Below are 25,004 nucleotides of genomic sequence, written 5' to 3'. Positions count from 1 at the left end.
ACGTCGAACGCCCAGGCTACCGAGGATGGTCGCAGAGCAGAGCAGAGCAGAGCAGAGCAGAGCAGTGCACGGCAGCGCAGTGCAGTGCAGAGCAGGGCGCGGTGCTCAGCCGCAGGCCCAGGACCGATTCTGGAGGAATCATGCTTCTCGTCACCGGCGTCAACGGCGGACTCGGCACGCTGGTGCTGGAGCGGCTGGCGAAGCTGCCCGGCGGCCTCGACGGCGTGGTGGCCGGCACCCGCACCCCCGAGCGTGCCCCGGCGCTCGGCGTCCCGGTCCGGACGGTGGACTTCGACCGGCCGCAGACCCTGGCCGAGGCCTTCGCCGGGGTGCGGACGCTGCTGCTGATCTCCGCCGGCTACGGCGAGGACGACGTGGTGACCGCCCGGCACCGGGCCGCGATCGAGGCCGCCGAGCGGGCCGGCGTCCAGCACGTCGTCTACACCAGCCTCTCCGGCGACGGCGACCACCTCGCCTACGCGCTCGCGCACCGCTGGACCGAGCGCCGGCTGCGCGAGTCCGCCACGCTGCGCTGGACGATCCTGCGCAACGGTCTCTACGCCGAACTGCTGGGCTTCCTCGCCACACCGGACCGGGACGGTGTGATCACCGCGCCGCTCGGCGATGGCCGGCTCGCGGCGGTGGCCCGCGCCGACCTCGCCGAGGTAGCGGCCACGGTGGCGCTGGCCCCGGAGGGGCACGCCGGGCGGGTCTACGAGCTGGTCGGCGAGGAGGCGGTCGGCGGCGCCGACGTCGCGGCGGCCCTCACCCGGGCGAGCGGGAAGCCCGTCGAGTACCGGCCCGGCACGCTGGCCCAGGCGCGGGCGGCGGTCGCCGCCTCGGGCGCCGAAGCGTTCCAGGTCCCGATGGTGGCCGGCACCTACTCGGTGATCGCGCACGGCTTCCTGGCCGGCCCGGGCAAGCCGGGCGACCTCGCCGCCCTGCTCGGCCGTACGCCGCGCCCGGCCCTGGACGTCATCGCCGAGGGCACGGACGCGGCGTGGTGAGCCGCCCGTGAGCCGGTCTCACCCGCCGAGGACGACCACCCGCCCGGTGCTGCGCCCGTCCGCGACCCGTTGGACGGCCTCGGCTGCCCCGGTCAGCGGCAGCCGGGCGCTCACCAGCGGGCGGACCACTCCGGCCTCGGCCAGCTTGGTCAGTTCCTCGTGTGCGGCCCGGACGGCCCGCGGGTCACGGGTGTTGTAGAGCCCCCAGTGCAGGCCGAGGAGGCTGTAGTTCTTCACCAGCGCGTGGCCCAGCGCAGCCGCCGGGATCTCGCCGCTGGCGAAGCCGACGACCACGATCCGGCCCTCGAAGGCGATGCACTTGGTGGAGCCGGTGAACGCGGCACCGCCGACCGGGTCGAAGACCACGTCCGCACCGCGTCCGCCGGTGGCCTCCTTGACCGCGGCGACGAAGTCCCCGGCCGTCCGGTCCACGACCAGGTCGGCGCCCAACTCCCGGGCGACGGCGGCCTTCTCGGGCCCGCCGACCACGGCGATCACCCGCGCCCCGGCCGCCCGGCCGAGTTGGACCGCCGCACTGCCGACCCCGCCCGCCGCCGCGTGCACCAGCAGTGTCTCGCCCGGCCTCAGCCCGGCCCGCCGGTGCAGCGCGAACCACGCCGTCTGGTAGCCGATGTGCAGCGCGGCCGCCTCGGCGTCGTCCAGCGCCGCGGGCGCCGGGAACGCGGCCGCCGCCTCCAGCAGCGCGTACTCGGCGAAGGCGCCGCCGGGCAGCACCGGGTTGCCGATCACCCGCTCGCCCGCGCGCTCCCCGGCCACCACCTCGCCGCACAGCTCCACCCCGGGGGTGAACGGCAGCGGCGGGCGCACCTGATACCGGCCGCGCACCATCAGCGCGTCCGGGAAGTTGACGGCCGCGGCCCGCACCCGGACGAGCAACTGCCCAGGCCCGGGGGCCGGCCGGGGGACGTCCTCGACGAGCCGCATGGCCGCCTGCGGCTCGCCCAGCTCGGTGACCTGCCAGGCCCTCAAAGCGCCTTGCTCCTCTCCAGCCCCTGCTGGAGCCGGTTGACGCCGGCCAGCCAGCGGTCCGGCTCGGTGGCGCGGACGGCGTAGTACTCGGCGACCTCGGCGTGCGGCAGGACGAGGAAGCGCTCCTGGCGCAGCGCGTCCAGGGTCGCCTCGGCGACGTCCTCGGCGTCCAGCGCGGTCGGCGCCAGCAGGGCCTCGCCGACCGCGCCGGTCGAGGTGAGCATGTCGGTGCGCACACCCTGCGGGCAGAGCGCGTGGACGCGCAGGCCGCGGTGGCGGTAGGTGGCGGAGAGCCATTCGGCGAAGGCCAGCGCGCCGTGCTTGGAGACGGCGTACGGGGCCGAGCCGAGCATGGTGAGCAGCCCGGCGGCCGAGACGGTGGCCACGAACCGGCCGGTGCCGCGCTCCAGCCACCGGGGGAGCAGCAGGTCGGCCGCCCGGACGTGGGCGAGCACGTTCACCTCCCAGGCGCTCGACCAGGCGGCGGCCGGGGCGCCGGCCCCGCCGACGGGGGCGACGCCGGCGTTGGCGCACCAGATGTCGATCTCGCCGAGTGCGTCGCGGGCCCGGTCGACCAGGGCGGCGACGCCCTCGGCCGAGGCGGCGTCCCCGGGGGCGGCGGTGCCGCCGGTCTCGGCGGCCACCGCGCGGGCGGCCTCGGCGTCCAGGTCGTTGACCACCACCCGGGCGCCGGCCGCCGCGAAGGCGCGGGCCAGCGCGGCGCCGATGCCCCGGCCGGCACCGGTGACCACCACGCCCTGGCCGGTGAAGTCCGTGGTCTCCCCGGTTCCGCTCACAGCCCACCGCCCAGGGTCACGCCGCCGTCGACCACCAGGGTCTGGCCGGTGATCCAGCCGGCGTCGGAGGAGAGCAGGAAGGCCACCGCGCCCGCGATGTCCTCCGGCATGCCGAGCCGGCCCAGCGGGTAGGCGGCGGCGACCTGCTCCTCGCGGCCCTCGAAGAGCGCCTCGGCGAACTTGGTCTTCACCACGGCGGGCGCGACGGCGTTGACCCGGATGCCCTGGCCGCCGAGTTCGGCGGCCAGCTCGGTGGTGAGCCGGATCAGCGCGGCCTTGGACACGCCGTACATGCCGATCCCGAGGGAGGAGCGGATGCCCGCGACCGAGGCCACGTTGACCACGGAGCCGCCGTGCTCGCCCATCCAGGCGGCGTGCGCACGGCGCGTCCAGGCCAGCGGGGCCAGCACGTTGACGGCGAGGATCTTGGCGGCGGCCGCCTCGTCGGTGTCCAGTACCGGGCCGTAGACCGGGTTGATGCCGGTGTTGTTGACCAGGTGGTCCAGTCGTCCGAAGGCCTCCAGGGTGCGGGCGACCGCCTCGTCCTGGTGGACCGGGTCGTCGGCCTTGCCCGCGATGCCGATGGCGACCTCGGGGCCGCCCAGGTCGCGGACGGCCTCGGCGAGCGGCTCGGCGTTGCGGGCGGTCAGGCAGACCCGGGCGCCGCGCGCGACCAGCTCGCGCGCGATCCCGAGGCCGATGCCCCGGCTGGATCCGGTGACGACGGCCACCTGGCCCTTGAAGGAGTGCACCACGGAGGGTCCTTTCGCGTGGTCCGGCCGGGGAGCGGCCGGTCGGTGTCGCCGGGGCGGTGTTGCCCGGGGGGTCCTGCTCGGTCGGTGGCGCCCGGCCGGGTGTCCGGGCCGGGCCGCCTCTGACTAAGCGCTTGCTTAGCATGCTGTCGGTGCGGGACCCTGTCAACAGTCCGCAGCGCCCGCCCGTCACCGACGACGGGCCGTGCGACCGGAATGCCCGTACGACCGATCTGGGAGGATGGCGCCATGACCAGCACGCCCATCGCCGACCTCTGGCCCACCCTGCCCGGCGGCGCCGACGCCCGCCCGGAGGCGGCGTACCGGCTGCTCCAGGCCGCCGTCGAGTCCTTCGCCGAGCGCGGCTTCCACGCCACCACCACCCGCGACATCGCCACCGGCGCCGGCATGAGCCCGGCCGCGCTGTACATCCACTACCCCTCCAAGGCCGCCCTGCTGGCCGAGATCAGCCGGGCCGGCCACGCCGCCACGCTGGAGCTGGTCCGGGCCGCGGTGGCCGGCAGGGGAGACCCGGTGGCCCGGATGCGGCGGCTGGTCGAGCAGTTCACCGCCTGGCACGCCCGGGCCCGGACGGTCGGCCGGGTGGTCAACTACGAGCTGCACGCGCTCCCCGAGGACGCGTACGCGGTGGTCGCCGCCCTGCGGCTGGACATCGAACGCGAGGTCAGCGACCTCATCGAGGAGGGCGCCGCGGCCGGCGCCTTCGAGGTCGCCGAGGTGCGGACGGCCGCCCGCGCCGTCACCTCGCTGGGCATCGACGTCTCCCGCTGGTACACCGGGCGCAGCAGCGAGACACCGGAGGAGCTCGGCCGCCGCTACGGCGACCTGGTGCTGCGGATGCTCGGCGCGCGGGTCTGACAGCCGGGGTCTGATGGCTCAGGGTCTGACGCTTCAGGGCTTGACGGCTCAGGGTCTGACGGTTCAGGGCTTGACCGCGGTGTGCACGTACCAGGAGACGTAGTCCCGGACCTGGTACATCTCCACCATCGACCGCAGGCCGAGCCACCGCTCCGCCGGGCCGAACAGCCGCAGCATCGCGTACGGCGCCCGGAAGTACGCGTAGAGCGCGTCCGAGGTCGGGCGGTAGCGGGCGGTGGCGTCGAGCGCCTCCTCGATCCGGAAGCCCGCCCCGGTCAGCAGGTCGTTCAGGCTCCGGGTGTCGTAGCGCCTCGCCCCCGGGAAGGACATGGCGTCCAGGTACGGCTCCAGCACCGCGCGGCCCTCGGGGCTCATCTCCTCCGTCGGCGCCCCGACCGGCCCGAGGATCACCAGCCGGCCGCCCGGCCGCAGCACGCGGTGGAACTCGGCCAGGGCGCGTGCCGGGTCGTAGGCGTGCACCAGGGTCTCCATCGAGTACGCGCCGTCGAAGGACCCGTCGGCGAACTCCAGGTCGTGGTAGTCGCCCCAGGAGAAGGTGGTCCGGTCCTCCAGCGCGGCCCGCACGCTCAGCCGGCGGGCCTCCCGGACGTGGAAGTCCAGCACGTCCACGCCGGTGACTCGCAGGCCGAACCGCTTCGCCAGCTCCCGCGCCACCACGCCCGCGCCGCAGCCGGCGTCCAGCACCCGTGAGCCGGCGGGCAGGGCCAGCTTCCGGCCGAGGACACCCTCCAGCTGCCGCTGCGCCCGCCAGCAGCGCCACTTGGACTGGCCGGGTTCGGTCCACCCCCAGTGCCGGGCGTTGCGGCAGACCGCCGTGTAGAAGAGCCGGCTGCCCGGCCGCCCGTAGACGCGCCGCAGTCCGGTGAGATCGAGTTCGCCGCTGGCCATCTGCACCCGCCCGGTGTTCCGCTGCCGCGCGCCGCCGTCTGCGCCGCGCCGCCGTTCCGCCCAAGCTACCGACGCGCCACCGCCCGCGCTGGCCCGATGCGCCCGCCCGGGTGTCGCGGACGGGATTCGGCGGCCGGTCGGGTGTCGCGGACGGGAGGGGGCGGTCCGCCCTTGACCGGGCTCGGAGGTGCGCGGAGACTTGTCTACAAAGTATGCGTGCCCCGTAGGTGTACGTTGCCCCCGTCCGCACCGCGGATCCGGGACCCGACCACGTACCCGAAGCGAACCCCTCCCCGTGGGCGGCCTGCCCCCCGACCGGCGGCCCCGACGGGGCCGACACCCGACCCGGGCCGGTGCGGCCGGTCGCGCCCGTGAGCGATCACGCCGGGCGTGGGCGCCACGCGGGGCCCGGGCGGCAGAGAGGGAGGCGCCGAGATGCCCTTCCACCCCGAAAGTCCGGTCCGCCCGCGCTTCTGGCTGGAGATCGCCCTGGGGAGCCTCTCCGGGCTGCTCTTCCTGGTCACCCTGGTCTGGCCGGACTGGATCGAGCTGCTGCTCGGTCTCGACCCCGATGCCGGCAGCGGCGCGGCCGAGTGGCTGATCGTCGCCATCACGGCCACGGCCACCGTCGCCTGCGCCGTCGGCGCACGGACCGAGTGGCGCAGGACTCATCCGGCCGCCGCCCGGGCAGCGCGGTGACGGCCGACGCAGGGAAGGAAGACCACCATGCCTGATGGCACGCCCGCCGCGACGCCGGAGTCCATCCCCGACCTGGTCCGGCAGGCCCCACTGAGCTTCGTCGGCAGGGTCACCCGGCTGGGCGGCACGACCCTGGCGGCCGTCACCGCCGACGAACGGACCGCGGTCGTCCAGGTCGACGAAGTACTGCACGCACCCGACGCGTTCCGCAGACTCGCCGGCAGCGAGGTCACCGTCCAGCTGTCCGCCGACCTCGACCCGCCGGCGGTCGGCGACACGGCCGCGTTCTTCACCAAGGGCGCGGTCTACGGCGAAGGGCTCGCCGTGGACGAGGTCGGGCGGCTGCCCGCCGGCGACGTCCAGCCGCACCTGACCCTCGTGGCCACCACGGCCGACGCGATGCCCTTCTCCGCCGTGCTGCGCGGCATCAGGGACGAGGACATGACCACCCACGCCGGTGAGGCGGACGCGGTGGTCGTCGGCACCGTCGTGGGCCTGGAGAAGCTGCCGGGCAACGAGGACCGCCCGGTCTCCGAGCACGACCCCGACTGGTGGCGGGCCCAGCTGGACGTGAGTCACGTGGAGTCGGGGGACGTCTCCCCGGGACGGCTCGCCGTCCTCTACCCCAACAGCCGGGACATCCACTGGTACCGGGTCCCGAAGCCGAGTCCGGGACAGCAGGGCCTGTGGATCCTGCACGCCACGGAGGTCGCCGAGGACGAGTCCACCGGGCACGCCCTGCGCGACGCGGCGCGATTCCAGCTGCTCGATCCCGACGACTGCCAGCCGACGCGGATGCTCGCGGTGCTTCAGGAGCGGAGGTGAGCCGTCGTGCCCACGCTGAAGATCGTCAACATCACGCCGAGGTCGCTGAGCGGTGACATCAGCCAGAAGGGCGAGCCCAACCTCGCGGTCAACCCCGAGAATCCCGACGAGATCGTCGCGACCGCCTTCACCCCCGACCCCATGGGCGGCCCGCTCGCGCCGATCTACGTCTCGACGGACGGCGGCGACACCTGGGTGCTGAGGAGCGTCGTCCCCGGCGGTGTCCCCGGCACCGGTACGGGCGACATCACCGTCGGCTTCACGCCCACGGGCGGCACCCTCTACGCGGGGATCCTCAATGCCCGGTTGAGCACTGCGACCCGCCTCCGGATGCAGATCCTGCGGACGCCGGACGCGCTCTCGGCGACGCCGATGCAGATCCTCGTCGACCGCGGCGGGCCGGACCAGCCCTGGGTCGTCACCGAGGCCGTCGCGAACGGCAACGGCCGTGGCCGGGTCTACGTCGGCAGCAACGACTTCGGTCTGAGCGGCGGACGCACGGCCTCCGTGGATGCCTCGGACGCCTCCCCGACCGCGCCGGCGCCGTCCGGTTTCGTGGCCACGCCGATCGAGCGGCGCTCGACCACCGGCCAGGACGGGCCGCCCGTGCGGATCGCCGTGCATCCCGACGGCACCGTGTACGCGGCGTTCACGAGCTGGCAGAACCGGACCGGACCCGGCTTCCTCAACATCACCTTCGACGTCGTGGTGACCAGGGACGACAGCGGGGGCGTCGGCCCCAACCCGTTCCGGTCCCTCACCGACGCGAACGGGATCGCCGGCCAGAAGGCCGCGGCCCAGCGGTTCGTGGTGTTCGACGACGAGATCGACGGACAGCGCCTCGGCGGTGACCTGACGATCGCGGTCGACCCCCGCGACTCGGCAAGCGTCTGGATCGCCTGGTGTGACCGCGTCGGCGGGCCTGCGGGGGTGGACAACACCCTGCATCTGCAGCACTCCGCCGACCGGGGCCGGACGTGGTCCGCCGCCCGCACGCCGCCCGTCAACCCCACGCTCTCCACGGCCATCAACCCCGCGCTGGCGGTGAACTCCGACGGCCTGGTGGGGCTGCTCTACCAGGAGTTCGTCGAGGACCAGTGGCGGACGGTGCTGGAACTGACGGCCGACGGCTGGCAGACGGCGCCGGCACGGCAGGTGCTGCACCAGGCGGCGCTGAGCCCGTCGGTGGGCCTGAACGGGAAGCCGTTCCTCGGTGACTACATCCGGATGATCACGGTCGGCCGGGACTTCTACGGCGTGTTCGCGGGCGACAACCTGCCGGACAACGCCAACTTCCCGGCCGGCGTGATGTACCAGCGCAGGGCCAACTTCGTGACCCGTCAGCTGTTCGACGTCGACGGCGTCCACCGGGTGCCGACCTCGCTCGACCCGTTCTTCTTCCACCGGGCCGCGTAGTCCACGGCAGTGTGCCGCGGCACTGGTCCACGGCACTGTTGAGGCGCCCGCCGATCGGCGGGCGCCTCAATCGCAGTTCAGACCACTGTGGTCGATAGGTGTTCAGTTGCGCGGTGTTCGATTGCGCTCAGAGCGTCGCCAGGCAGAACTGGACGAGCCCGGCGTCGACGTCGAGGACGATCTTCTCCATCTCGGGCCAGAGCGGCTGGAAGCGCTCGCCCCACTCGATGGTGAAGGCGAGGATCTTGCCCTTCTCCGGGTCGACGAAGTGGCGCGAGAACGCGTAGTCGTCACTGGTTCCACTGGTCGGGTACAGGTGGAACCCGGACATCGGCTTGTAGGTACGGCCGCGCACACCGTGCAGTCCCTGGCAGAACTGTTCGGCGAGCAGGGCGGCGTTGTCGGCGTCGCTCTTCTCGATGAACTCCGCGTAGGCGAGGTCGCCGGCCACGCCGCGCTTGCCGTCGAAGAAGGGGTTGCGGAAGTTCATGTCGGGTTCGATGGACTGGTTCTCGTCGTCGCCCCAGACGAAGAGCATGTCCTCGGCGTGACTGTGCACGTCGACGAACCACCGCGTCCGCGGGAACTCGTCGAGGAGCCAGCGGACGTTGCGGGTCTCGGGCTCGGAGAAGGCGTGCGGGCCCTCGTACACCTGGAGGTCGCACGGATCGGCCGAGACGCGGGGGCCGGCGGTCGGCGCGAAGGCGGTGGCGAAGTCGAAGAGGAAGTCGAAGTTGCGGTTGATGTCGACACCGATGCATCTCGGGTGGCCCCCGGAGTTGGCCGGGTTGCGGTTCTTTCGCCACATCGGCTCGACGGTCTGGCTGTAGCGCCGGCCGTCCGGGTTGACGAGCGGGAAGACGACGAGGTCCAGCTCGTTCAGCACGCGCTGGACCTGGTCGGCGGTGAAGGTGGTACCGCCGTAGGCGAGACCGGTGTGGGAGTCGTAGGCCTCCAGCAGGTCCGCCGCGAGGTGGACCAGCACCTCGCAGCTGCCCCACTCACGGGCGTGCAGACCTCCGGTCAGGACGACGCAGTCCTTGGGGGCCAAGGACTCCGCGCCGATCCGCAGGGCGTGGCTCGTCCGGCCCTCGACGGAGCGTTCGGGCAGGTCGATCAGGCCGGTGAGGGAGGGGAACGTGGTGGAGAGGCTGACCACGGCGGACTCGACCTCGGTGATGTTGAGATACGACATGGCGGGTCAGTCCCTCACCTTGACGGCCAGGCCGTGCGGATAGGCGTCGGCCGGGGCGAACCGGTCGCCCTCGCCGACCTGTGCCTGGGCGAGGCGGCCGGCTTCGGACGCGTTCTCGACCTCCTCGACCTTCACGCCCTCGCGCTTGAGGGCCGCGACCTGGTCGGAGGGGACGTAGGCATCGATGCTGCAGCGGCCGTCCGGCTCCCGGGTGGGGCTGCCGCCGACGTCGGGGCGGACCTCGCGGAGCAGCGCGCGCAGGGTGTCCGCGTCCTTGGCAGTGACGCGGACGCGGAGAATGTCATAACGGGCAGTGGACATGGCGACCTCTTTCAGGCGCCGTCGGGTCTCACACCAGCGATTCCGACGGCGCGGGCGCTGATGTACGTGTATGTCCGATGCGTACCTCGTATCCTCAGCGTGCGCTTCCGCCGTAGAAGGAGTCAAGGGGAGCCTGCGGCATCCCGTTCAGCAGGCAGTCCAGGCCGGCCAGCAGCTCCCGTTCGTCGTCGTAGTCGGCGAGCCGCGGGACGAGCGCGCGCAGCCGGGGGTAGTCGGTGGCGGGCAGCCGGTGCAGGCCCAGGCGCAGCATCGGGTCCGGCTCGTCGGGGTTGTCGACCACCTGGCGCTTGTCGACCAGGAGGAAGCCGACGTTCCAGGCGACGTAGGCGCGGTAGACGGTGAGCGCGGTGGCGTCGTCGAACCCGGCCCGGCCCAGGACGGCGAGGATGTGCTCGGTGAGTTGGAGCGCCGGCGCGGGGCGGCGCGCCACCGGGACGGTGAGTGGCCGGGTGGCCACCAGCGGCAGGATCGCGGGGTGGGCGTGGGCCACCGAGGCGAATGCGCGGGCGATCCGCCGCAGCTCCGCGCGCCAGGCGGGGAGCGCGGGCTCGGCGGCGCTGCCGCCCGGGACCGCCTCGGCCGAGCTGCGCAGCCGGTCGTTGATCTCGGCGAAGAAAGCCTCGACCAGCCCGTCGAGCAGCGCCTCCTTGCCCGGGGTGTAGCGGTAGATCGCCATCGACTCGACGCCGAGGCCGGCGGCCAGGCGGCGCATGGTCAGTGCCGCCAGCCCCTCCTGGTCCACCAGCGCGATGGCGGCCGCGAGCACCAGCGGGCGGCTCAGGCGCCGCCGCTTCTCGGGGCCGTCCGGCTCAACCATGTCCGTACTCCTCGCACGCCGGTCAGGCGGATGGGACGAGATAGGACCAAGGATACAAGGTAAATATCGGGCATATGCCCCGCGTGGTGGCCGGGCGTCCGTGCTTGCCGTGGCCGGGCGTCAGCGCTTGCGGCCGACGCCGGCGTACATCCAGCGGGTGGTGCCGGTGGTCGGGCCGTCCGGTCGCCAGAGCGGGACGAAGTCGACGCCGGGCTCCAGCAGCTCCCAGTCCTCGAAGAGTCCCTCGACCGCGGCGCGGCCCCGGTCCGTGATCCCCGACGCGGTGTTGTCCCAGGTCTTCGCCACCTCGGCGGCCCGCTGGGGGTTGCCCTCGGAGGTGCTGTGGGAGACGAGCAGGTGGCTTCCCGGGGCGAGCCGGCTGTGGATCGCCCGCACCGCGGCGCGGGCGTGGTCGTCGTCGACGAAGTGCAGGACGGCGAGGAGCAGGACGGCCACCGGCTGCGAGAGGTCGATCAGCCCGCGCAGCTCGGGGCGGTCCAGCAGTTCGTCCAGGTCGCGGAGGTCGCCGGTCAGGACGGTGGTGGAGCGGTTGTCCGAGAGGAGGGCCCGGCCGTGGGCGAGCACGATCGGGTCGTTGTCGATGTAGACCACCCGCGCGTCGGGGGCGATCTCGTGCGCGACCTCGTGCACATTGCCCTGGGCGGGCAGGCCGGAGCCGATGTCGATGAACTGGCGGATGCCCGCCTCGACGCAGAGCCGGACGGCGCGGCGCAGGAAGGCGCGGTTCTCGCGGGCCGCCTGCGGGATGTCGGGGGCGGCGGCGATGGCGTGCTGGGCCGCGGCCCGATCGGGCGGGAAGTTGTCCTTCCCGCCGAGCCAGTAGTCGTAGATGCGGGCCGGATGCGGACGGTCGGTCTGAAGATCCGTGACCTCGGTGCTTGCTCTCTCGTCGAACATCCGGTCCCCTCCGGTGAACTGAACGGCTGTCATTCGCCGCCGCGCCCGGGGGTGCGGTCGGTCGAACGTCCACGCATGATAGCGGGCCCGGTCCAGTGGGCCCCGGCCGCGGCGGCCGTCGAAGAGCTTCAGCTCCGCATGTCCATGACGCTAGGGTGCTGTGACGTCAACAGCCCACCGGGGGAGTGGAGTTCCATGGACATCGCGCGCAGGTCGATCCTCAAGGGCTCCTCGGCGGCCGGTGCCGCGCTGGTGGTGGCCGGAGCGCCCGCCGCAGCCGCGGAGCCCGCACCGGATGCGGCGCCGGGCGCCACCCCGCTGCTCCAGTCCACCCCGCACCGGCTCGGGGCGCCGAGCGTGAGCGGGCTGCACCTGCAGTTCGGAACGGACGCCTCGTCCGAGATGATCGTCTCCTGGATCACCCCGCAGTCGGTGCGGCGCCCGCACGTCCGGCTCGGGTCGCCGGACGGCGGCCTCGGCCGGGTGGCCGACGCCGAGACTCGGACCTACCGGGACGCGCTCTCCAAGGAGGAGGTGTACGTCCACCACGCCCGGCTGTCCGGACTCCGCCCGGCGACCACCTACCTGTACGCCGCAGGCCACGACGGGGCGAGCCCCGAGACGGGCTCCTTCACCACCGCGCCGCGCGGCCGGGCCGCCTTCACCTTCACCAGCTTCGGCGACCAGGCCACCCCCAACCTCCGACGGCAGGTCGTGTTCCCGGACGGCGTCCCCTCGCCGCTCGGCCGGTACCCCGTGTTCACCAGCAGCCAGGTCGGGACCGCCGCGTCCGCCGACATCGTGGCGGCCGTCGAACGGGTCGGCCCGCTGTTCAATCTCGTCAACGGGGACCTCTGCTATGCCTCGTACAGCGGCCGCCACGGGCAGAGCCGGGTCGCGACCTGGGCGGACTGGTTCATCAACAACAGCCGCTCGACCAGGCTGCGGCCGTGGATGCCCTGCGCCGGCAACCACGAGAACGAGGGCGGCAACGGCCCGATCGGCGCCGAGGGCTACCAGACGTACTTCACGCTGCCCGACTCCTCGGCCTCCCTCGAGGAGGAGACCCGCGGGATGTGGTACGCCTTCACCGTCGGCGCGGTCCGCTTCATCAGCCTCGCCAACGACGACGTGGCGATCCAGAACAGCGGCGACACCTACCTGCGAGGCTACTCGGGTGGCGCCCAACAACGCTGGCTGGAGCGCGAGTTGCGGGCCGCCCGGGACAGCCGGGCGATCGACTGGATCGTCGTCTGCATGCACCACCCGATGATCTCCAGCTCCCTGCACGGCAGCGGCAGCGACCTCGGCATCCGCGAGGCGTGGGGCCCGCTGTTCGACGCCTACGGTGTGGACCTCGTCGTCAGCGGCCACGAGCACTACTACGAACGTTCCCACCCCGTCCGCGGGACCCTCCCCAACGACACCCGCACCCCGGTGCCGTCCGACACCGGTCTCGACCTGATCGACACCGACCGCGGCACCGTCCACATGATCATCGGCGCCGGCGGCAACGCCGCCACCACCCAGGACGACCTGTTCGAGCAGCCCAAGGGCCGTGTCGTCGTCGCCCTGGAAGACAAGCCGCGCCCGCCCGCCCCGTACCGCGAGTCGATCTGGCTCACCGAGGACGCCCCCTGGGCCGCCGTCCAGGACCGCAAGCACACCCACGGCTTCGCCGCCTTCGACGTGGACCCCGGCGACCGCCGCAGCGGCCGCACCCGCATGCGGGTGACGTACTACACCTTCGACGGACCGCACGGCGACCTCACTCCGGTGGACACCTTCACCCTGGAACGCAGCCGCTCCGACGCCCGGGGCTGAGGTGGGACGACGGCGGGGCGGTTCGGTGTACGGGGTTGCTCCCCGGGGCTGAATCCCCCGCCGTGCCGCCACCGGATGCGACGTGATCCTGACAGCCGGTCATGACAATGGCCCTCGGCCGGACCTCAGCGTCCTCGCAACCGGAAACCAGGGCGGATCACCATGGCGCGACCGACTTCACCGAGTACGTCGACATCACCGACCTCACCGAGCACACCGACTTCACCGCGTTCTTCCTTCCCCGCGCAGAAGCACCGGCGAGGAGGCGGACGGGGGCCGGGGCTGCTGCGGTTGAGGGCCGGCGCAGTGGCGGCGGCGGGCCTTCTGCTGCTCGGGATCGCCTCGCCGGCGCAGGCCGTGGAGTCCACCGTCTCGGTGAACAACAAGCGCACCGGATGGGATTCGCACGAGCCGAACCTGTCGCCGTCCCAGGTGTCCGCGGCCGGCTTCGGGCGGCGCTGGTCCACCCCGGTGAACGGCTCGGTGCTGGCCCAGCCCCTGGTCACCGGCGCGAACGTGGTCGTCGCCACCGAGAACAACTACGTCTACGGCATCGACGCCGTCACGGGGAAGACGAACTGGAGCCGGCAGCTCGGCCCGGCCTGGCCCACCTCGACCGTCCACTGCAACGACCCCGCCGCGTACACCGGGATCACCGCCACCCCGGTGTACGACCCGTCGTCCAACACCGTGTACCTCACCAGCAAGGCCAACGACGGTCCGGACGTCCAGCACCCGCACTGGTACATCCACGCGATGAGCGCCTCCACGGGCGCCGAACGCTCCGGCTGGCCGGTGACCATCCAGGGATCGCCGACCAACAGCCCCGGCCAGCCCTTCAACCCGGTCACCGCCGCGCAGCGCCCCGGGCTGCTGCTGCTCAACGGCTCGGTGTACGCCGGCTTCGCGTCGTACTGCGACTCCGGCCCGTACGTCGGCCAGGTGGTCGGCGTGAACACCGCCACCCGCAAGCTCACCATGTGGTCCACCGAGGCGGGGTCGAGTACCCAGGAGGCCGGGATCTGGCAGAGCGGCGGCGGGCTGGTCTCGGACGGGTCCGGACGGATCTTCGTCAGCACCGGCAACGGTGCCGGAACGGGCGCGTCGCCCGGCCCGGGCCCTGGCAACAGGCCCCCCGGCCACCTCGGCGAGTCGGTGGTCCGGCTCGGCGTGAACAGCGACGGCAGTCTCTCGGCCCGGGACTTCTTCAGCCCCACCAACAACCGCACCATGGACACCAACGACACCGACCTCGGCTCCGGCGGCCCGGTCGCCCTGCCGGACGGCTTCGGCTCCACCACCCACCCGCACCTGCTGGTCGAGGTCGGCAAGGACGGCCGGGTCTTCATGCTGGACCGGGACAACCTGGGCGGCATGGGCCAGGGGCCGAACGGCACGGACAACCCGGTGAGCATGGCCGGACCGTTCGAGGGCGTCTGGGGCCACCCCGCCGTCTGGGGCGGCGACGGCGGCTACGTGTACACCGTGGCCACCGACACCGGCAACGGGCGGTCTCCGCTGCGCGCGTTCAAGTTCTCGGTGAACGGGGCCGGCACCCCGGTGCTGACCAGCGTCGGCACCAGCAACGAGGGCTTCGGCTACGGCTCCGGCTCGCCCGCCGTCACCTCCAACGGGACGGCCCACGGGTCCGCGCTGGTCTGGGTCGTCTGGTCGGGCTCCGGCGCCGGCGGTGTCGGCGGCGAACTGCGCGTCTACGACGCGGTTCCCGTCAACGGCACCATGCACCTGCGCCGCTCGTTCCCGATCGGCACGGCCTCCAAGTTCGTCGTCCCCGCCACCGACGGCGGCCGGGTCTACGTGGCGACCCGGGACGGGCACCTGGTGGCCTTCGGCAGCGCGTAGGGCTTCGGCGGTACGCAGGCCCGGGAAGGACGGAGCGCCTTCGGCCTGCGCGGGACGGCGGTCGGCGGGGACGGCAGCAGCCGTACCCGCCAACCGGCCGCCCGGGGTCGGAGGGGCGGGCGGGGGAGCGGTCAGCAGTCCCAGTTGACCTTGTAGAAGCTCGCGTAGTGGTCCGAGGTGTAGTAGTCCTCGTGGTAGACGCGGCCGGTGACGACCCGTCGCGCGCCACGGGTCGGGCTGCCCGGGGTGATGACGGTGTACTCGTGGTAGTAGCCGGAGGTCTTGGAGGGCAGCACGCGCTCCCGGTTCTGGAAGACGACACCGTCCTGCGAGTAGGGGAACGGGCCGCCGGCGTCGATCAGGTCCAGGGTGTCCCAGGCCTGGCTCGGCAGGTCGGAGAGGCAGACGCTGCCGCTGACGGCTGCGTGGGCCTCGGTGGCGGACACCGCGGTGGGGGCCAGGGTGAGCAGGCCGACGGCGACAACGGAGGCGGCGCGGGTCTTCAACGCGCGTAGAGCAATTCGCATGACAGCAGTGTGAATCGTTGTCAGGTGCAGGTGGAAGGCTTGCCGGGGCGGTGTGGAAACACTTCATTCCGGCGTAACTGTCCCAGTACCGGGAGGACTTGTGGCGTACCGCCATCATGAGCGTCCCGGTGTTGCGGTCCTGTCCTCCCGGGGGCGCCGGCCGGCCATGACCGGCTGCGTCACAGGCCCGAAAAGCGGTTGACCCCTCCCGCTGTTCGCGATCGGATGGCGCCCCATGAGCACAGGGCAGATGCACCCCGGTCAGCACCCCGTCGACGCCGGCCTCGTCCGGCGGCTGGTCGCCGGGCAGTTCCCGCAATGGGCCGGGCTCGCGGTGGAGCGGCTGCCGTCCGGTGGCACGGTCAACGCCATGTACCGGCTGGGCGACGCCATGGTCGTACGGCTGCCGATGGTGAGCGGCGGAGCCGAGGACGTGTCGATGGAACAGAGGTGGCTCCCGCGCCTCGCACCCCTGCTGCCCACGTCCGTGCCCGAGGTCCTCGGGGCCGGGGAGCCCGCCGAGGGCTACCCCTGGCCATGGTCGGTGTACCGCTGGCTGGCCGGGGAGCACCCCGAGGCAGGTGCCCTGAGCGAGCCCGTGCCGCTGGCCGAGGACCTGGCCGGGTTCGTGGCCGTGATGCGGACCGTCACCCTGCCGGGCGCCCCGGCCGCCTACCGCGGCGGGCCGCTCGCCTCGCTCGACGCGGCGACCCGGCAGGCGATCGAGGCACTGCGCGGCATCCCGGAGGAGGGCGTCGACTGCGGTGCCGTGACCGCCGCCTGGGAGGAGGCGCTGCGGGCCCCGGGCTGGGACGGGCCGCCGGTGTGGCTGCACGCCGACCTCATGCCCGGCAACCTGCTGGTGGCCGGCGGCAGGCTGACCGCGGTGATCGACTTCGGGTGCACCGGCGTGGGCGACCCGGCCTGCGACCTCTTCCCGGCGTGGAACCTGCTGCCGGCCGATGCCCGGAAGACCTTCCGCGAGGCCCTCGGCGCGGACGACGCCACCTGGACCCGCGGCCGGGGGCGGACCCTCTCCCAGGCACTCATCGCCCTGCCCTACTACCGCAGGAGCAACCCGGCGATGGCACGGAACGCCCGGCACGTGATCCGGGCCGTGCTGGAGGAAGGCTGAGGCTCCCTCACCGGACCCCCACCAGCCGGCCCGGCGTCGTCTGGGGCAGGGGCCGGCCTTCCGGGCCGGCACCGCGCCCTCCCGGACCGTTCCCACGGCGTTCGGGCCGCGACCGCGCTCAGCCGGCGGCGGCGCCGAACCACTGGGGCAGCCGGCCGAGCAGATCCTGCTGATCGTCACCGACCCACGCCACATGGCCGTCCGGCCGCAGCAGCACCGCGGGAACGTCCAGCTCCTCGCTGACGTCGACGACATGGTCGACCCGGTCCGCCCAGCCCTCCACCGAGAGCCGGCCGGTCTGGTCCAGCAGCAGCCCGCGGCCGCCGTGCATCAGCTCGTAGAGGCGACCCTGCTTCAGCTTCACGTCCCGCAGCCGCCGGCCGAGGAGGTCGTGACCCTCGCCGAAGTCGTAGCGGACCCCGATCGCGGTGATCATCTCGGTCACGGACCGGTTCACCTCCTCGATGTCCAGCAGCTCCGAGAACAGCGCACGCAACGCCTTGGCACCCGCGGTGTCCTCCAGTAGCACGCCCTGCGCGAGGGTGCTGGTCAACACGCGGGCGCCCTCCGCGTGCCGCTCGGCGTGGTAGCTGTCCAGCAACCCCTCCGGGGCCCAGCCGTTGACCTCGGCGGCCAGCTTCCAGCCCAGGTTGAACGCGTCCTGCACGCCGAGGTTGAGCCCCTGCCCGGCGGTCGGCGGGTGGATGTGCGCCGCGTCGCCGGCCAGCAGCACCCGGCCGACCCGGTAGCGCTCGGCCTGCCGGGTGGCATCGCCGACCCGGGACAGCCAACGCGGCGAGTGCGCGCCGAAGTCGGTGCCGGCGAACGCCCGCAGCCGCTCCTTGAACTCGTCGAGGGTCGGCGCGGTCGTCCGGTCCCCGGCCGGCCCTTCGGCGGGAACGATGACGCGGAACACCCCGTCCCCCATGGGAACGGCGCCGAACCGGACGTGGTTCTTGCGGATTTCGGCCATGACGGCGGCCATCGCCGCCGGTTCCGCGGTCACCTCCACATCACCCAACAGCGTCTCGACCTTGGCGGGCTCACCGGGGAAGCCGACGCCGAGCAGCTTGCGCACCACACTGCGGCCGCCGTCGCAGCCGACCAGGTAGCGGGCCCGCAGCCGGGCGCCTCCCCCGCCGGCAACGCCCTCAAGGGCGGGGGTGACCCCACTGACCAGTTCGACGGTCACGCCGTCCTCGTCCTGGCTCAGCCCGACCAGTTCGCAGCCGCGCCGGATCTCGGCACCGAGCTCGACGGCACGCTCGGTGAGCAGCTGCTCGGTGACCGTCTGCGGGATGGCGAGACCGTACGGGTGCGCGGTGTCCACCTGGTCTGGCCAGGGCTTGACGATGGCGGCGAAGAGCCCGCCGGCCTGGAACTGCTCGCCGGCCGCGAGGAAGCCGTCGAGCATGCCGCGCTGGTCCAGCACCTCGATGCTGCGCACGTGCAGGCCGCGCGCGCGGGACTGCCCGGTCGGCTCGGCGAGCTTCTCCAGCACGACTGTGCGCACCCCGGCCAGCCGCAGTTCGGCGGCCAGCATCAACCCGGTCGGTCCACCGCCGGCCACGATCACGTCGATCATCACAAACCCCCGTCAACTTCCACAGAATCCGGCTCAGGCCGGTCATTCTGCTGGACGACCAGGGCCTTGCCGCAAGCCCCCCGGTGCGCTATAAGTTGAGAGTGGCAAGGAGCGGGTAACCTCCTTGCCTTTGTCTTTTGTCGTCCGCCGCGGACAACCTCCTGAGGGGGCTGGGCGGGGTGCCGCGGGGAGTGGGGGGGGGGGGGGGGGGGGGGGGGGGGGGGGGGGGGGGGGGGGGGGGGGGTGCCCCCCCGCACGCGTGCGGGGCCCCACTCGGGGTTGCGGGTCAGCCGTTGGCGAGGGCCTGGAGGCGGTCGTAGGCGCCGTTGAAGAGGTTCTGGTCGCCGGGGAAGGTGCCGGAGTCGGCGTACTGCCAGAAGGTCTGGTAGCCCCAGCCGTTGGGGAGGGTGCCGACGGTGGAGGCGTAGCGGGCTATCCAGAGCGGGTTGGTGGTGCCGAAGCCGCCGTTGTTGCCGGTGCACTGGCTCCACCAGTTGGTGGTGGTGTAGATGGTGGGGTAGCGGCCGGTGCGGGTGTGGACGGTGTTGCTGAAGGAGCGGATCCAGCTGACCATCGCGCTCTGGCTGAGGCCGAAGCAGGTGGCGCCGTAGGGGTTGTACTCGATGTCGAGGGCGGGCGGGAGGGTCTTGCCGTCGCGGGACCAGCCGCCGCCGTGGTCGACGAACCAGTTGGCCTGGGCGGTGCCGGAGGAGCGGTCCGGGAGGGCGAAGTGGTAGGCCCCGCGGATCAGGCCGGCGTTGTAGGAGCCGTTGTACTGCTGGGCGAAGTACGGGTTGGTGTAGGTGGTGCCCTCGGTGGCCTTGACGTAGGCGAAGCGGGCGCCGTTGGCCTTCACCGAGGACCAGTTGACGTTGCCCTGGTAGCTGGCGACGTCCAGCCCGGGGGTCTGGGTGACGGCGAGGGCGGAGATGCCCGCGGTGCTTGCTCTGCCCTCGTGGGCCGCGACGGTGGAGCCGGCGAAGTCGCGGTCGGGGTGGATGGGCGGGAGGTGCTGTCCGGCCTGCTCGGCGCTCTCGGAGGGAGCGGGCTCGGCCGCGTACGCGGGTGCGGCGGCGCCGGTGACGAGTGCGACCGCGGCGGCGAGCGCGGCGAGGGCGGGGAGCCTGCGGGACTTCGTCGTCCCGGTGGTACCGGTGGGGCTGGCGGAGCGGGAAGTGCTGAACATGAACACTCCTCTGGTCCGGTGCTGGTGACCCGTGGATGGTGGTACGGCCGGTGTGGGCCCGGCCGGGAGCAGACTAGCCATGTACTCGCCAGCATGACCAGGTATCCGGGGTCACTTCCTGAACCACCGTCACATCTGTCCGGTCCACAGGCCGGTTTGCCCCGGCTGGTCCCGTCCGGTAGACGCGCCGGGCGGCAGGCGGGGAGCTCGGGTGCGTGGTTCGGCTGCCGGCGCCGAGCCGTTCGCCGGCGCGGAGCGTCCGCGGACGGCGGGTGGTCGCCGCGGCCTGCTGGTCACGGGCCGTAGCGGCCGGGCCGGGCCCGTGGGCGGCTGTGGCACGATGCCAGGGACCGGCCGCCGAGGCGCCCGCCGGCCCACCGGAGAGAAGAGGATCCCCGTGCCCGAGACCACCCGAGACGCTGCCCAGGCCGAGGTGGGCGGCCTCGCCTTCCGTGCCGCCACCGTCGCCGACGTGCCCGCCCTGGTCGAGCTGATCGAGTCCGCCTACCGCGGCGAGGCCAGCCGGGCCGGCTGGACCACCGAGGCGGACCTGCTGGACGGGCAGCGCACCGACGTCGAGGACGTCACCGCCGCCGTCACCCATGCCGACGGCGTGGTCCTGCTCGCCGAGCACGCCGGTGAGCTGCTCGCCTGCTGCCAGCTGGAGCGTCGGGGCGAGCATGCCTACTTCGGGATGTTCTCGGTCCGCCCGGGCCGCCAGGGTGGCGGCGTCGGCCGGGCGGTGCTGGCGGAGGCCGAGCGGTTCGCGGGGGAGGAGTGGGGCGCCGCCGAGCTGGAGATGACGGTGATCGAGCAGCGCGCCGACCTGATCGCCTGGTACGAGCGCCGGGGCTTCTCCCGCACCGGGATCCACTCCCCGTTCCCGTACGGCGACGAGCGTTTCGGCATCCCGCTCCGGCCCGATCTGCGGTTCGAGAAACTGGTGAAGAATCTGACGAAGAAGCCTACCCAGCAGTAGGTTTGAGGATTCGTCAATACTGACCTGCGGCAATGCGGAGATGTCACACCTCGTTCATGATTGGTCTAGGCCAATGTGAGAGGCTGGCGGACGAACGGCCACGTTCCGTCCTGCCCAGGGGGGCCATTTCCGCATGCCCGCACTCCATGGCACCGCCATGCCCGCAACCGACACCGCTCTGCCCGCAACCGACACCGCTCTGCCCGCGACCGACGCCGTCCGTCCGGCGACCGACGCCGCTCTGGCGGCCATCGACGCCGCCCGACCGGCGACCGGCGTCACTCTGCCCGCCACCGGCGCCGTTGCGCGCCGCCCCGCCACTCCGGGCGGCCCGGCCGCCGACGGTGCGCAGCGCCTGCCCGGCCCGCCCGACGACGAGGAGCTCTACTGGTACTTCGGCCCGCAGCGCCGCTGGGTGCTGCTCTGCGCCACCCTCTCCTACGCCGGCGCCACCGCCACACTCGGCCTCTTCGCGCTCAGCCGGCCACTGCTCTGGCCGTTCCTGCTCCTGACCTTGCTCAACGCCGCCACCTGGCTGCTCTCCCTCGCCGACGGCCAGCGCGCCCGCCGCTACACCCGCGACTCGCACGACCTGCTGCTGCGGGCCTGGCGGCCGGCCTGGTACCCCGGCGTCGACCTGCTGCTGCCCACCGCCGGCGAACCGCTCGACGTCCTCGCCAACGCCTACCGGCACACCGCCGCCGTCCGCTGGCCCGGCGAGCTGACCGTCCTCGTCCTCGACGACGCCGCCCGCCCCGAGGTGCGCGAACTCGCCGAGTCCCACGGCTTCCAGTACCGGGCCCGGCCCGACCGGGGCCGGTTCAAGAAGGCCGGCAACCTCAACCACGGCCTGGCCGAGAGCGCCGGCGAGATCGTCGCCGTCCTCGACGCCGACTTCTGCCCGCGCCCCGACTTCCTGCACCACCTGGTGCCCTACCTCGACAACCCCGAGGTCGGCATCGTCCAGAGCCCGCAGTGCTTCGACACCGACCCCGGCATGTCGTGGCTGGAGCGGGCCGCCGGAGCCACCCAGGAGATCTTCTACCGGTGGATCCAGCCCTCCCGGGACGCCCAGGACGGCACCGTCTGCTGCGGCACCAACGCGCTCTACCGGCGTGCCGCACTGAAGCGGGTCGGCGGCTTCGCCGAGATCGACCACAGCGAGGACCTCTACACCGGCCTCTCGCTCGCCCGCGCCGGGTGGACCACCCGGTACGTGCCCGCGCTGGTCGCCAAGGGCATGTCGCCCACCGGCCTGCCCGCCTTCATCAGCCAGCAGTACCGCTGGTGCCTCGGCTCGCTCGCCCTGGTCGGAGACCCCGGCTTCCGCAGCGGCCCGCTCTCCCGCTCGGCCCGGCTCTGCTTCTGGAACGGCATCCTCGGCTACCTCACCAGCGCGGTCAACGTCTTCGCCGTCCCGCTGCCCGCGCTGATCATGCTGTTCTTCCGCCCCGACGAGATCCAGCCCTGGCAGGTCCTGCCCTTCCTGCCGCCGATCTGGGTCGCGCTCGTCCTGCTGCCCGCGATGTCCCGCACCCGCTGGCGTTTCGAGGTCACCCGGGTCCAACTCCTGGGCGGGCTCTGCCACGTGGTCGCCATCGCACACGCGCTGCGCCGCCGCAGCGCCGACTGGGTGCCCACCGGCGCCGTCTCCGGCGGAAGTTCGCTGGCCCGCACGGTCGCCCGGATCGGCGTCGGCTGGCTCGGCCTCGTCGTCCTCGCCGGTGTCGCCGGCCTCGCCCGAGCCGTCGCCCTGCACGGCTGGCAGCCCTACTGGGCGCTCGCCGCGCTGCTCGGACTCACCGCCTACACCACGATCCCGCTCCTCCGGGCCCTGTGGCCCCTGCTGCGCGGCGGCAACGGTGCCGCCGTCGCCGAAGTCGCCCCGCCCGCCCGGAGCGCCTCCGACCTGGGCTTCGGCCGGGCCGAGGCCGTCGCCCTCACCGCCGTGCTGCTGCTCTGCGGTCTGCTGGCCTCCGGCTGGGCCGACCCGCTCGTCTTCTGACGATCCGTCAAGTTCGCTTTCTTCCGCATTCCTTGCGCGTCGCCCCACCGGCGCGGACCCACCGCCCGGCCGCCCCATCGGCCCGGCGGCCCCGAACACCGCTGCCAGTCACTGCAAGGAGCACCGCCGTGCCCACGGCCGTACCACCGAGCGCCGGACGCCCGCCTGTCGAACCGCCGAGCGCCGTCCGCACCGATCCCGCACCCGAACCGGGGCCGTCCGCCACCCTGGTCGGACTCGTCCACCGTCCCGCCGAGGCCGCCGAGTCGGCGTCGCAGCCGGACTCGCCGAGCGCCGGGGAGCCCCGCCGGCGGGCCGCCTTCCGGCCCGACATCGAGGGCCTGCGCGGCATCGCCGTGCTCGCCGTCCTCGGCTACCACGCCGCCGTCCCCGCCTTCACCGGCGGCTACGTCGGAGTCGACATCTTCTTCGTCATCTCCGGGTTCCTGATCACCGGCCTGCTGCTGGGCCGCCCGATCGGCCTCCGGGACTTCGCCGCCCGCCGGGCCCGCCGCATCCTGCCCGCCGCCGCCGTCGTCCTGGTCGCCACCGCGCTCGCCGGCGGCGCCCTGCTCGATCCGCTGCGCGGCACCGACCTCGCCCGTGATCTGATCGCCGCCGCCGGCCAGTTCGCCAACTGGCGGTTCGTCGGCCGGCAGACCGACTACCTCGCCGCCGAACGCGACCCGAGCCCGCTCCAGCACTTCTGGTCACTGGGCGTGGAGAACCAGTTCTACCTGCTCTGGGGCATCCTGCTGCTCGGCCTCGCCCGCTACCTCGCGGGCCGGCGCCGCACCGTCGCGATCGCACTCGCCACCACCGCGATCGGCGGCGTCTCGCTGGCGCTCTGCCTCCGCTGGACGGCCGGCTCCGCACCGCTCGGCTACTTCTCCACCGCGAGCCGGCTCTGGGAGTTCGCCGCCGGCGCCTGCGCCGCCCTGGCCGGGACGGCCCTGGCCGGACGGCTGCCACGCGCGGGCCGGGCGGCCCGGCCCGCCGGCTGGGCGCTGCGCCTGCTCGGCTGGGGCGGCGCGGCGGCCGTCGCCCTCGCGGTCCTCACCTACGACCGCAACACGCCCTTCCCCGGCAGCGCCGCCCTGCTGCCCGTCCTCGGCACAGCGGCCGTCCTGCTCGCCGGACCGGCACACCGCGCCCTGGGCCCGGCCGACGTCGGCCGGCTGCTCGCCACCCGCCCGCTGCGCGCCGCCGGCCGCCTCTCGTACGCCTGGTACCTCTGGCACTGGCCGGTGCTGACCATCGCCCAGGCCCGCTACGGCGCCCTGCCGTGGACCACCCTGGCCGCGCTCACCGCGGCCTCCGCCCTGCCGGCCTGGCTCACCCTGCGGCTGGTCGAGCGGCCGCTCCGGTACGGCAGCAGCCCGGCGCCCCGCCGCGGCCTCGCGGTCGGCGCCAGCGCCCTCGTCATCCCGCTGATCGCCGGGCTGGCCCTCGGCGGCGGCACCGTCCGGGCCCTCGGCGGCGCCGACCTGCCCGCGGTGGTCCCGGCCGGCGCGGTCGACGGCCCCGCCCTGCTCGCCCCCAGCGCCCGGGTTCTCACCCTGACGCCCTCGCTGGCCCGGGCCCGGGAGGACTTCCCGCCCGGTCGGGGCTGCGAGATCCCGCTCGGCGCCGACGCCAGCCCGCGCTGCCTGTTCGGCACCGAATCCAGCCCCGACCGGATCGTGCTGGTCGGCGACTCCCACGCGGGCCAGTGGATCTCGGGGGCGCTGGCGCTGGCCGAGCAGCGGCACTGGGCGCTGGAGGTGCTGGTCAAACCGGGCTGCCCGCTGGCCACCCTGACCGTGCGCAACAACGTCCTCGGCCGCACCTTCGACGAGTGCGACCGCTGGCGCGAGAACACCCTCACCCGCCTCGCCACCGGCCCCAAGCCGCGCCTGATCCTGATGGCCGGCCTCAACCGCTACGGCGGCCAGGAGGAGCGCACCGAGGGCTGGACCCGCACCCTCGACCGGCTCTCCGCCGTCGGCGCCCCGCTCGCCTACCTCGCGGACACGCCGATGCCCGGCAAGGACATACCGACCTGCCTGGCCGCCTCCGACGGCCGCTCGGACTCCTGCTTCTTCCCCCGTGAGTCGGCCTTCGAACGCGACCCGCTGACCGACGGCGGCCTCGCCGGCCGCTACGGCGTCCGGGTCCTCGACCTCGGCCCGCTGCTCTGCCCGGGCACCGGCCCGGACTGCCCGGCGGTCCTGGAGGGTGTGGTGCTCTACCGGGACACCGGGCACATCACCGACACCCTGGCGCGGGTGCTGGCGCCCCGGCTGGACCGGGGGCTGCTGGGGGCGGGGTGAGCCGGGGGCCGGCGCCGGGGCCTCAGCCGTAGACGCTGTGGC

Annotated in this window: 22 protein-coding genes; 11 read left to right on the top strand and 11 right to left on the bottom strand. The window is 73.5% G+C overall.

Annotation, left to right across the window (positions count from 1 at the left end):
* Positions 1–140 precede the first annotated feature (140 nt).
* Positions 141–1,007, top strand: coding sequence for an NAD(P)H-binding protein (locus ACZ6NC_RS18040; RefSeq protein WP_465733805.1), 867 nt, complete (start codon positions 141–143; stop codon positions 1,005–1,007).
* An 18-nt stretch (positions 1,008–1,025) separates the two neighbouring features.
* Here ACZ6NC_RS18040 and ACZ6NC_RS18035 read toward each other — a convergent pair whose 3' ends face one another.
* Genes ACZ6NC_RS18035 through ACZ6NC_RS18025 form a run of 3 tightly spaced genes read right to left on the bottom strand, consistent with a single transcriptional unit; the run spans position 1,026 to position 3,549 of the window.
* Positions 1,026–1,997 carry an NADPH:quinone oxidoreductase family protein gene (locus tag ACZ6NC_RS18035; protein ID WP_465733803.1) on the bottom strand — a complete coding sequence of 324 codons (972 nt, stop codon included), beginning with the start codon at positions 1,995–1,997 and terminating at the stop codon, positions 1,026–1,028.
* A complete protein-coding gene (locus ACZ6NC_RS18030) occupies positions 1,994–2,794 on the bottom strand; it encodes an SDR family NAD(P)-dependent oxidoreductase (RefSeq protein ID WP_465733801.1) in 801 nt (266 codons plus the stop codon). The genes ACZ6NC_RS18035 and ACZ6NC_RS18030 overlap by 4 nt, the downstream gene beginning before the upstream one ends.
* Positions 2,791–3,549, bottom strand: a complete 759-nt coding sequence (locus tag ACZ6NC_RS18025; RefSeq protein ID WP_465733799.1) for an SDR family oxidoreductase — start codon at positions 3,547–3,549, stop codon at positions 2,791–2,793. The genes ACZ6NC_RS18030 and ACZ6NC_RS18025 overlap by 4 nt, the downstream gene beginning before the upstream one ends.
* A 246-nt stretch (positions 3,550–3,795) precedes the next feature.
* Between ACZ6NC_RS18025 and ACZ6NC_RS18020 the strand changes: the two genes are divergently transcribed.
* Positions 3,796–4,425 (top strand): TetR/AcrR family transcriptional regulator, encoded by a 630-nt coding sequence (locus ACZ6NC_RS18020; protein WP_465733797.1) that lies wholly within the window; start codon positions 3,796–3,798, stop codon positions 4,423–4,425.
* Between the two features lie 63 nt (positions 4,426–4,488).
* Here the strand turns inward: ACZ6NC_RS18020 and ACZ6NC_RS18015 are convergent, their stop codons facing one another.
* Positions 4,489–5,334, bottom strand: a complete 846-nt coding sequence (locus tag ACZ6NC_RS18015; protein WP_465734001.1) for a class I SAM-dependent methyltransferase — start codon at positions 5,332–5,334, stop codon at positions 4,489–4,491.
* Positions 5,335–5,769: 435 nt separating this feature from the next.
* Between ACZ6NC_RS18015 and ACZ6NC_RS18010 the strand changes: the two genes are divergently transcribed.
* The 3 genes from ACZ6NC_RS18010 to ACZ6NC_RS18000 are packed head-to-tail and all read left to right on the top strand — an operon-like array spanning position 5,770 to position 8,274.
* Positions 5,770–6,033 (top strand): ABC transporter permease, encoded by a 264-nt coding sequence (locus tag ACZ6NC_RS18010; RefSeq protein ID WP_465733795.1) that lies wholly within the window; start codon positions 5,770–5,772, stop codon positions 6,031–6,033.
* Between the two features lie 27 nt (positions 6,034–6,060).
* Entirely contained in the window at positions 6,061–6,858 is a 798-nt protein-coding gene (locus tag ACZ6NC_RS18005) for a hypothetical protein (protein ID WP_465733793.1), read from the top strand.
* A gap of 6 nt (positions 6,859–6,864) precedes the next feature.
* Entirely contained in the window at positions 6,865–8,274 is a 1,410-nt protein-coding gene (locus ACZ6NC_RS18000; RefSeq protein ID WP_465733791.1) for a hypothetical protein, read from the top strand.
* 127 nt (positions 8,275–8,401) lie between these two features.
* Here ACZ6NC_RS18000 and ACZ6NC_RS17995 read toward each other — a convergent pair whose 3' ends face one another.
* From ACZ6NC_RS17995 to ACZ6NC_RS17980, 4 genes are all read right to left on the bottom strand, one after another.
* A complete protein-coding gene (locus ACZ6NC_RS17995; RefSeq protein ID WP_465733789.1) occupies positions 8,402–9,469 on the bottom strand; it encodes a M14 family metallopeptidase in 1,068 nt (355 codons plus the stop codon).
* 6 nt (positions 9,470–9,475) lie between these two features.
* Positions 9,476–9,790, bottom strand: coding sequence for a hypothetical protein (locus ACZ6NC_RS17990; protein WP_465733787.1), 315 nt, complete (start codon positions 9,788–9,790; stop codon positions 9,476–9,478).
* 94 nt (positions 9,791–9,884) lie between these two features.
* The gene (locus tag ACZ6NC_RS17985; RefSeq protein ID WP_465733785.1) at positions 9,885–10,628 is read right to left on the bottom strand and encodes a TetR/AcrR family transcriptional regulator; all 744 of its coding nucleotides are present in this window, start codon (positions 10,626–10,628) and stop codon (positions 9,885–9,887) included.
* 120 nt (positions 10,629–10,748) lie between these two features.
* Positions 10,749–11,546 (bottom strand): SAM-dependent methyltransferase, encoded by a 798-nt coding sequence (locus tag ACZ6NC_RS17980; protein WP_465733783.1) that lies wholly within the window; start codon positions 11,544–11,546, stop codon positions 10,749–10,751.
* A gap of 195 nt (positions 11,547–11,741) precedes the next feature.
* Here ACZ6NC_RS17980 and ACZ6NC_RS17975 point away from each other — a divergent pair, with 195 nt between their 5' ends.
* Positions 11,742–13,370 (top strand): purple acid phosphatase family protein, encoded by a 1,629-nt coding sequence (locus tag ACZ6NC_RS17975; RefSeq protein ID WP_465733781.1) that lies wholly within the window; start codon positions 11,742–11,744, stop codon positions 13,368–13,370.
* A gap of 291 nt (positions 13,371–13,661) precedes the next feature.
* The gene (locus tag ACZ6NC_RS17970) at positions 13,662–15,233 is read left to right on the top strand and encodes an outer membrane protein assembly factor BamB family protein (RefSeq protein ID WP_465733780.1); all 1,572 of its coding nucleotides are present in this window, start codon (positions 13,662–13,664) and stop codon (positions 15,231–15,233) included.
* A 131-nt stretch (positions 15,234–15,364) separates the two neighbouring features.
* Here the strand turns inward: ACZ6NC_RS17970 and ACZ6NC_RS17965 are convergent, their stop codons facing one another.
* On the bottom strand, positions 15,365–15,760 hold the full coding sequence (locus ACZ6NC_RS17965) for a guanyl-specific ribonuclease (protein ID WP_465733778.1): 396 nt from the start codon (positions 15,758–15,760) through the stop codon (positions 15,365–15,367).
* Positions 15,761–15,995: 235 nt separating this feature from the next.
* Here ACZ6NC_RS17965 and ACZ6NC_RS17960 point away from each other — a divergent pair, with 235 nt between their 5' ends.
* On the top strand, positions 15,996–16,895 hold the full coding sequence (locus ACZ6NC_RS17960) for an aminoglycoside phosphotransferase family protein (RefSeq protein WP_465733776.1): 900 nt from the start codon (positions 15,996–15,998) through the stop codon (positions 16,893–16,895).
* 118 nt (positions 16,896–17,013) lie between these two features.
* Here the strand turns inward: ACZ6NC_RS17960 and rox are convergent, their stop codons facing one another.
* Both rox and ACZ6NC_RS17950 read right to left on the bottom strand, forming a co-directional pair.
* A complete protein-coding gene (gene rox, locus ACZ6NC_RS17955; RefSeq protein WP_465733774.1) occupies positions 17,014–18,480 on the bottom strand; it encodes a rifampin monooxygenase in 1,467 nt (488 codons plus the stop codon).
* A 286-nt stretch (positions 18,481–18,766) separates the two neighbouring features.
* Positions 18,767–19,666, bottom strand: coding sequence for a lysozyme (locus ACZ6NC_RS17950; protein WP_465733772.1), 900 nt, complete (start codon positions 19,664–19,666; stop codon positions 18,767–18,769).
* Between the two features lie 397 nt (positions 19,667–20,063).
* Here ACZ6NC_RS17950 and ACZ6NC_RS17945 point away from each other — a divergent pair, with 397 nt between their 5' ends.
* The 3 genes from ACZ6NC_RS17945 to ACZ6NC_RS17935 all read left to right on the top strand — a co-directional run bounded on the left by ACZ6NC_RS17945 (position 20,064) and on the right by ACZ6NC_RS17935 (position 24,962).
* Positions 20,064–20,645: a GNAT family N-acetyltransferase gene (locus ACZ6NC_RS17945; protein ID WP_465733770.1), complete on the top strand. Its 582-nt coding sequence runs from the start codon at positions 20,064–20,066 to the stop codon at positions 20,643–20,645.
* 133 nt (positions 20,646–20,778) lie between these two features.
* Complete coding sequence (locus tag ACZ6NC_RS17940) at positions 20,779–22,650, top strand: glycosyltransferase family 2 protein (protein ID WP_465733768.1); 1,872 nt, start codon at positions 20,779–20,781, stop codon at positions 22,648–22,650.
* A 128-nt stretch (positions 22,651–22,778) separates the two neighbouring features.
* The gene (locus ACZ6NC_RS17935; protein ID WP_465733766.1) at positions 22,779–24,962 is read left to right on the top strand and encodes an acyltransferase family protein; all 2,184 of its coding nucleotides are present in this window, start codon (positions 22,779–22,781) and stop codon (positions 24,960–24,962) included.
* Positions 24,963–25,004: the final 42 nt, after the last annotated feature.

Source organism: Kitasatospora sp. NPDC041988 (assembly GCF_055588525.1).
This window is presented reverse-complemented; position numbering and strand designations above follow the sequence as displayed.

Coding starts and splice junctions, on each gene's coding strand:
- ACZ6NC_RS17965 (WP_465733778.1), bottom strand. CDS start 15,760: ATGCGAATTGCTCTACGCGCGTTGAAGACCCGCGCCGCCTCCGTTGTC.
- ACZ6NC_RS17985 (WP_465733785.1), bottom strand. CDS start 10,628: ATGGTTGAGCCGGACGGCCCCGAGAAGCGGCGGCGCCTGAGCCGCCCG.
- ACZ6NC_RS18010 (WP_465733795.1), top strand. CDS start 5,770: ATGCCCTTCCACCCCGAAAGTCCGGTCCGCCCGCGCTTCTGGCTGGAG.
- ACZ6NC_RS17980 (WP_465733783.1), bottom strand. CDS start 11,546: ATGTTCGACGAGAGAGCAAGCACCGAGGTCACGGATCTTCAGACCGAC.
- ACZ6NC_RS17990 (WP_465733787.1), bottom strand. CDS start 9,790: ATGTCCACTGCCCGTTATGACATTCTCCGCGTCCGCGTCACTGCCAAG.
- ACZ6NC_RS17960 (WP_465733776.1), top strand. CDS start 15,996: ATGAGCACAGGGCAGATGCACCCCGGTCAGCACCCCGTCGACGCCGGC.
- rox (WP_465733774.1), bottom strand. CDS start 18,480: ATGATCGACGTGATCGTGGCCGGCGGTGGACCGACCGGGTTGATGCTG.
- ACZ6NC_RS18005 (WP_465733793.1), top strand. CDS start 6,061: ATGCCTGATGGCACGCCCGCCGCGACGCCGGAGTCCATCCCCGACCTG.
- ACZ6NC_RS17975 (WP_465733781.1), top strand. CDS start 11,742: ATGGACATCGCGCGCAGGTCGATCCTCAAGGGCTCCTCGGCGGCCGGT.
- ACZ6NC_RS17950 (WP_465733772.1), bottom strand. CDS start 19,666: ATGTTCAGCACTTCCCGCTCCGCCAGCCCCACCGGTACCACCGGGACG.
- ACZ6NC_RS18015 (WP_465734001.1), bottom strand. CDS start 5,334: ATGGCCAGCGGCGAACTCGATCTCACCGGACTGCGGCGCGTCTACGGG.
- ACZ6NC_RS17940 (WP_465733768.1), top strand. CDS start 20,779: ATGCCCGCACTCCATGGCACCGCCATGCCCGCAACCGACACCGCTCTG.
- ACZ6NC_RS18040 (WP_465733805.1), top strand. CDS start 141: ATGCTTCTCGTCACCGGCGTCAACGGCGGACTCGGCACGCTGGTGCTG.
- ACZ6NC_RS18020 (WP_465733797.1), top strand. CDS start 3,796: ATGACCAGCACGCCCATCGCCGACCTCTGGCCCACCCTGCCCGGCGGC.
- ACZ6NC_RS17995 (WP_465733789.1), bottom strand. CDS start 9,469: ATGTCGTATCTCAACATCACCGAGGTCGAGTCCGCCGTGGTCAGCCTC.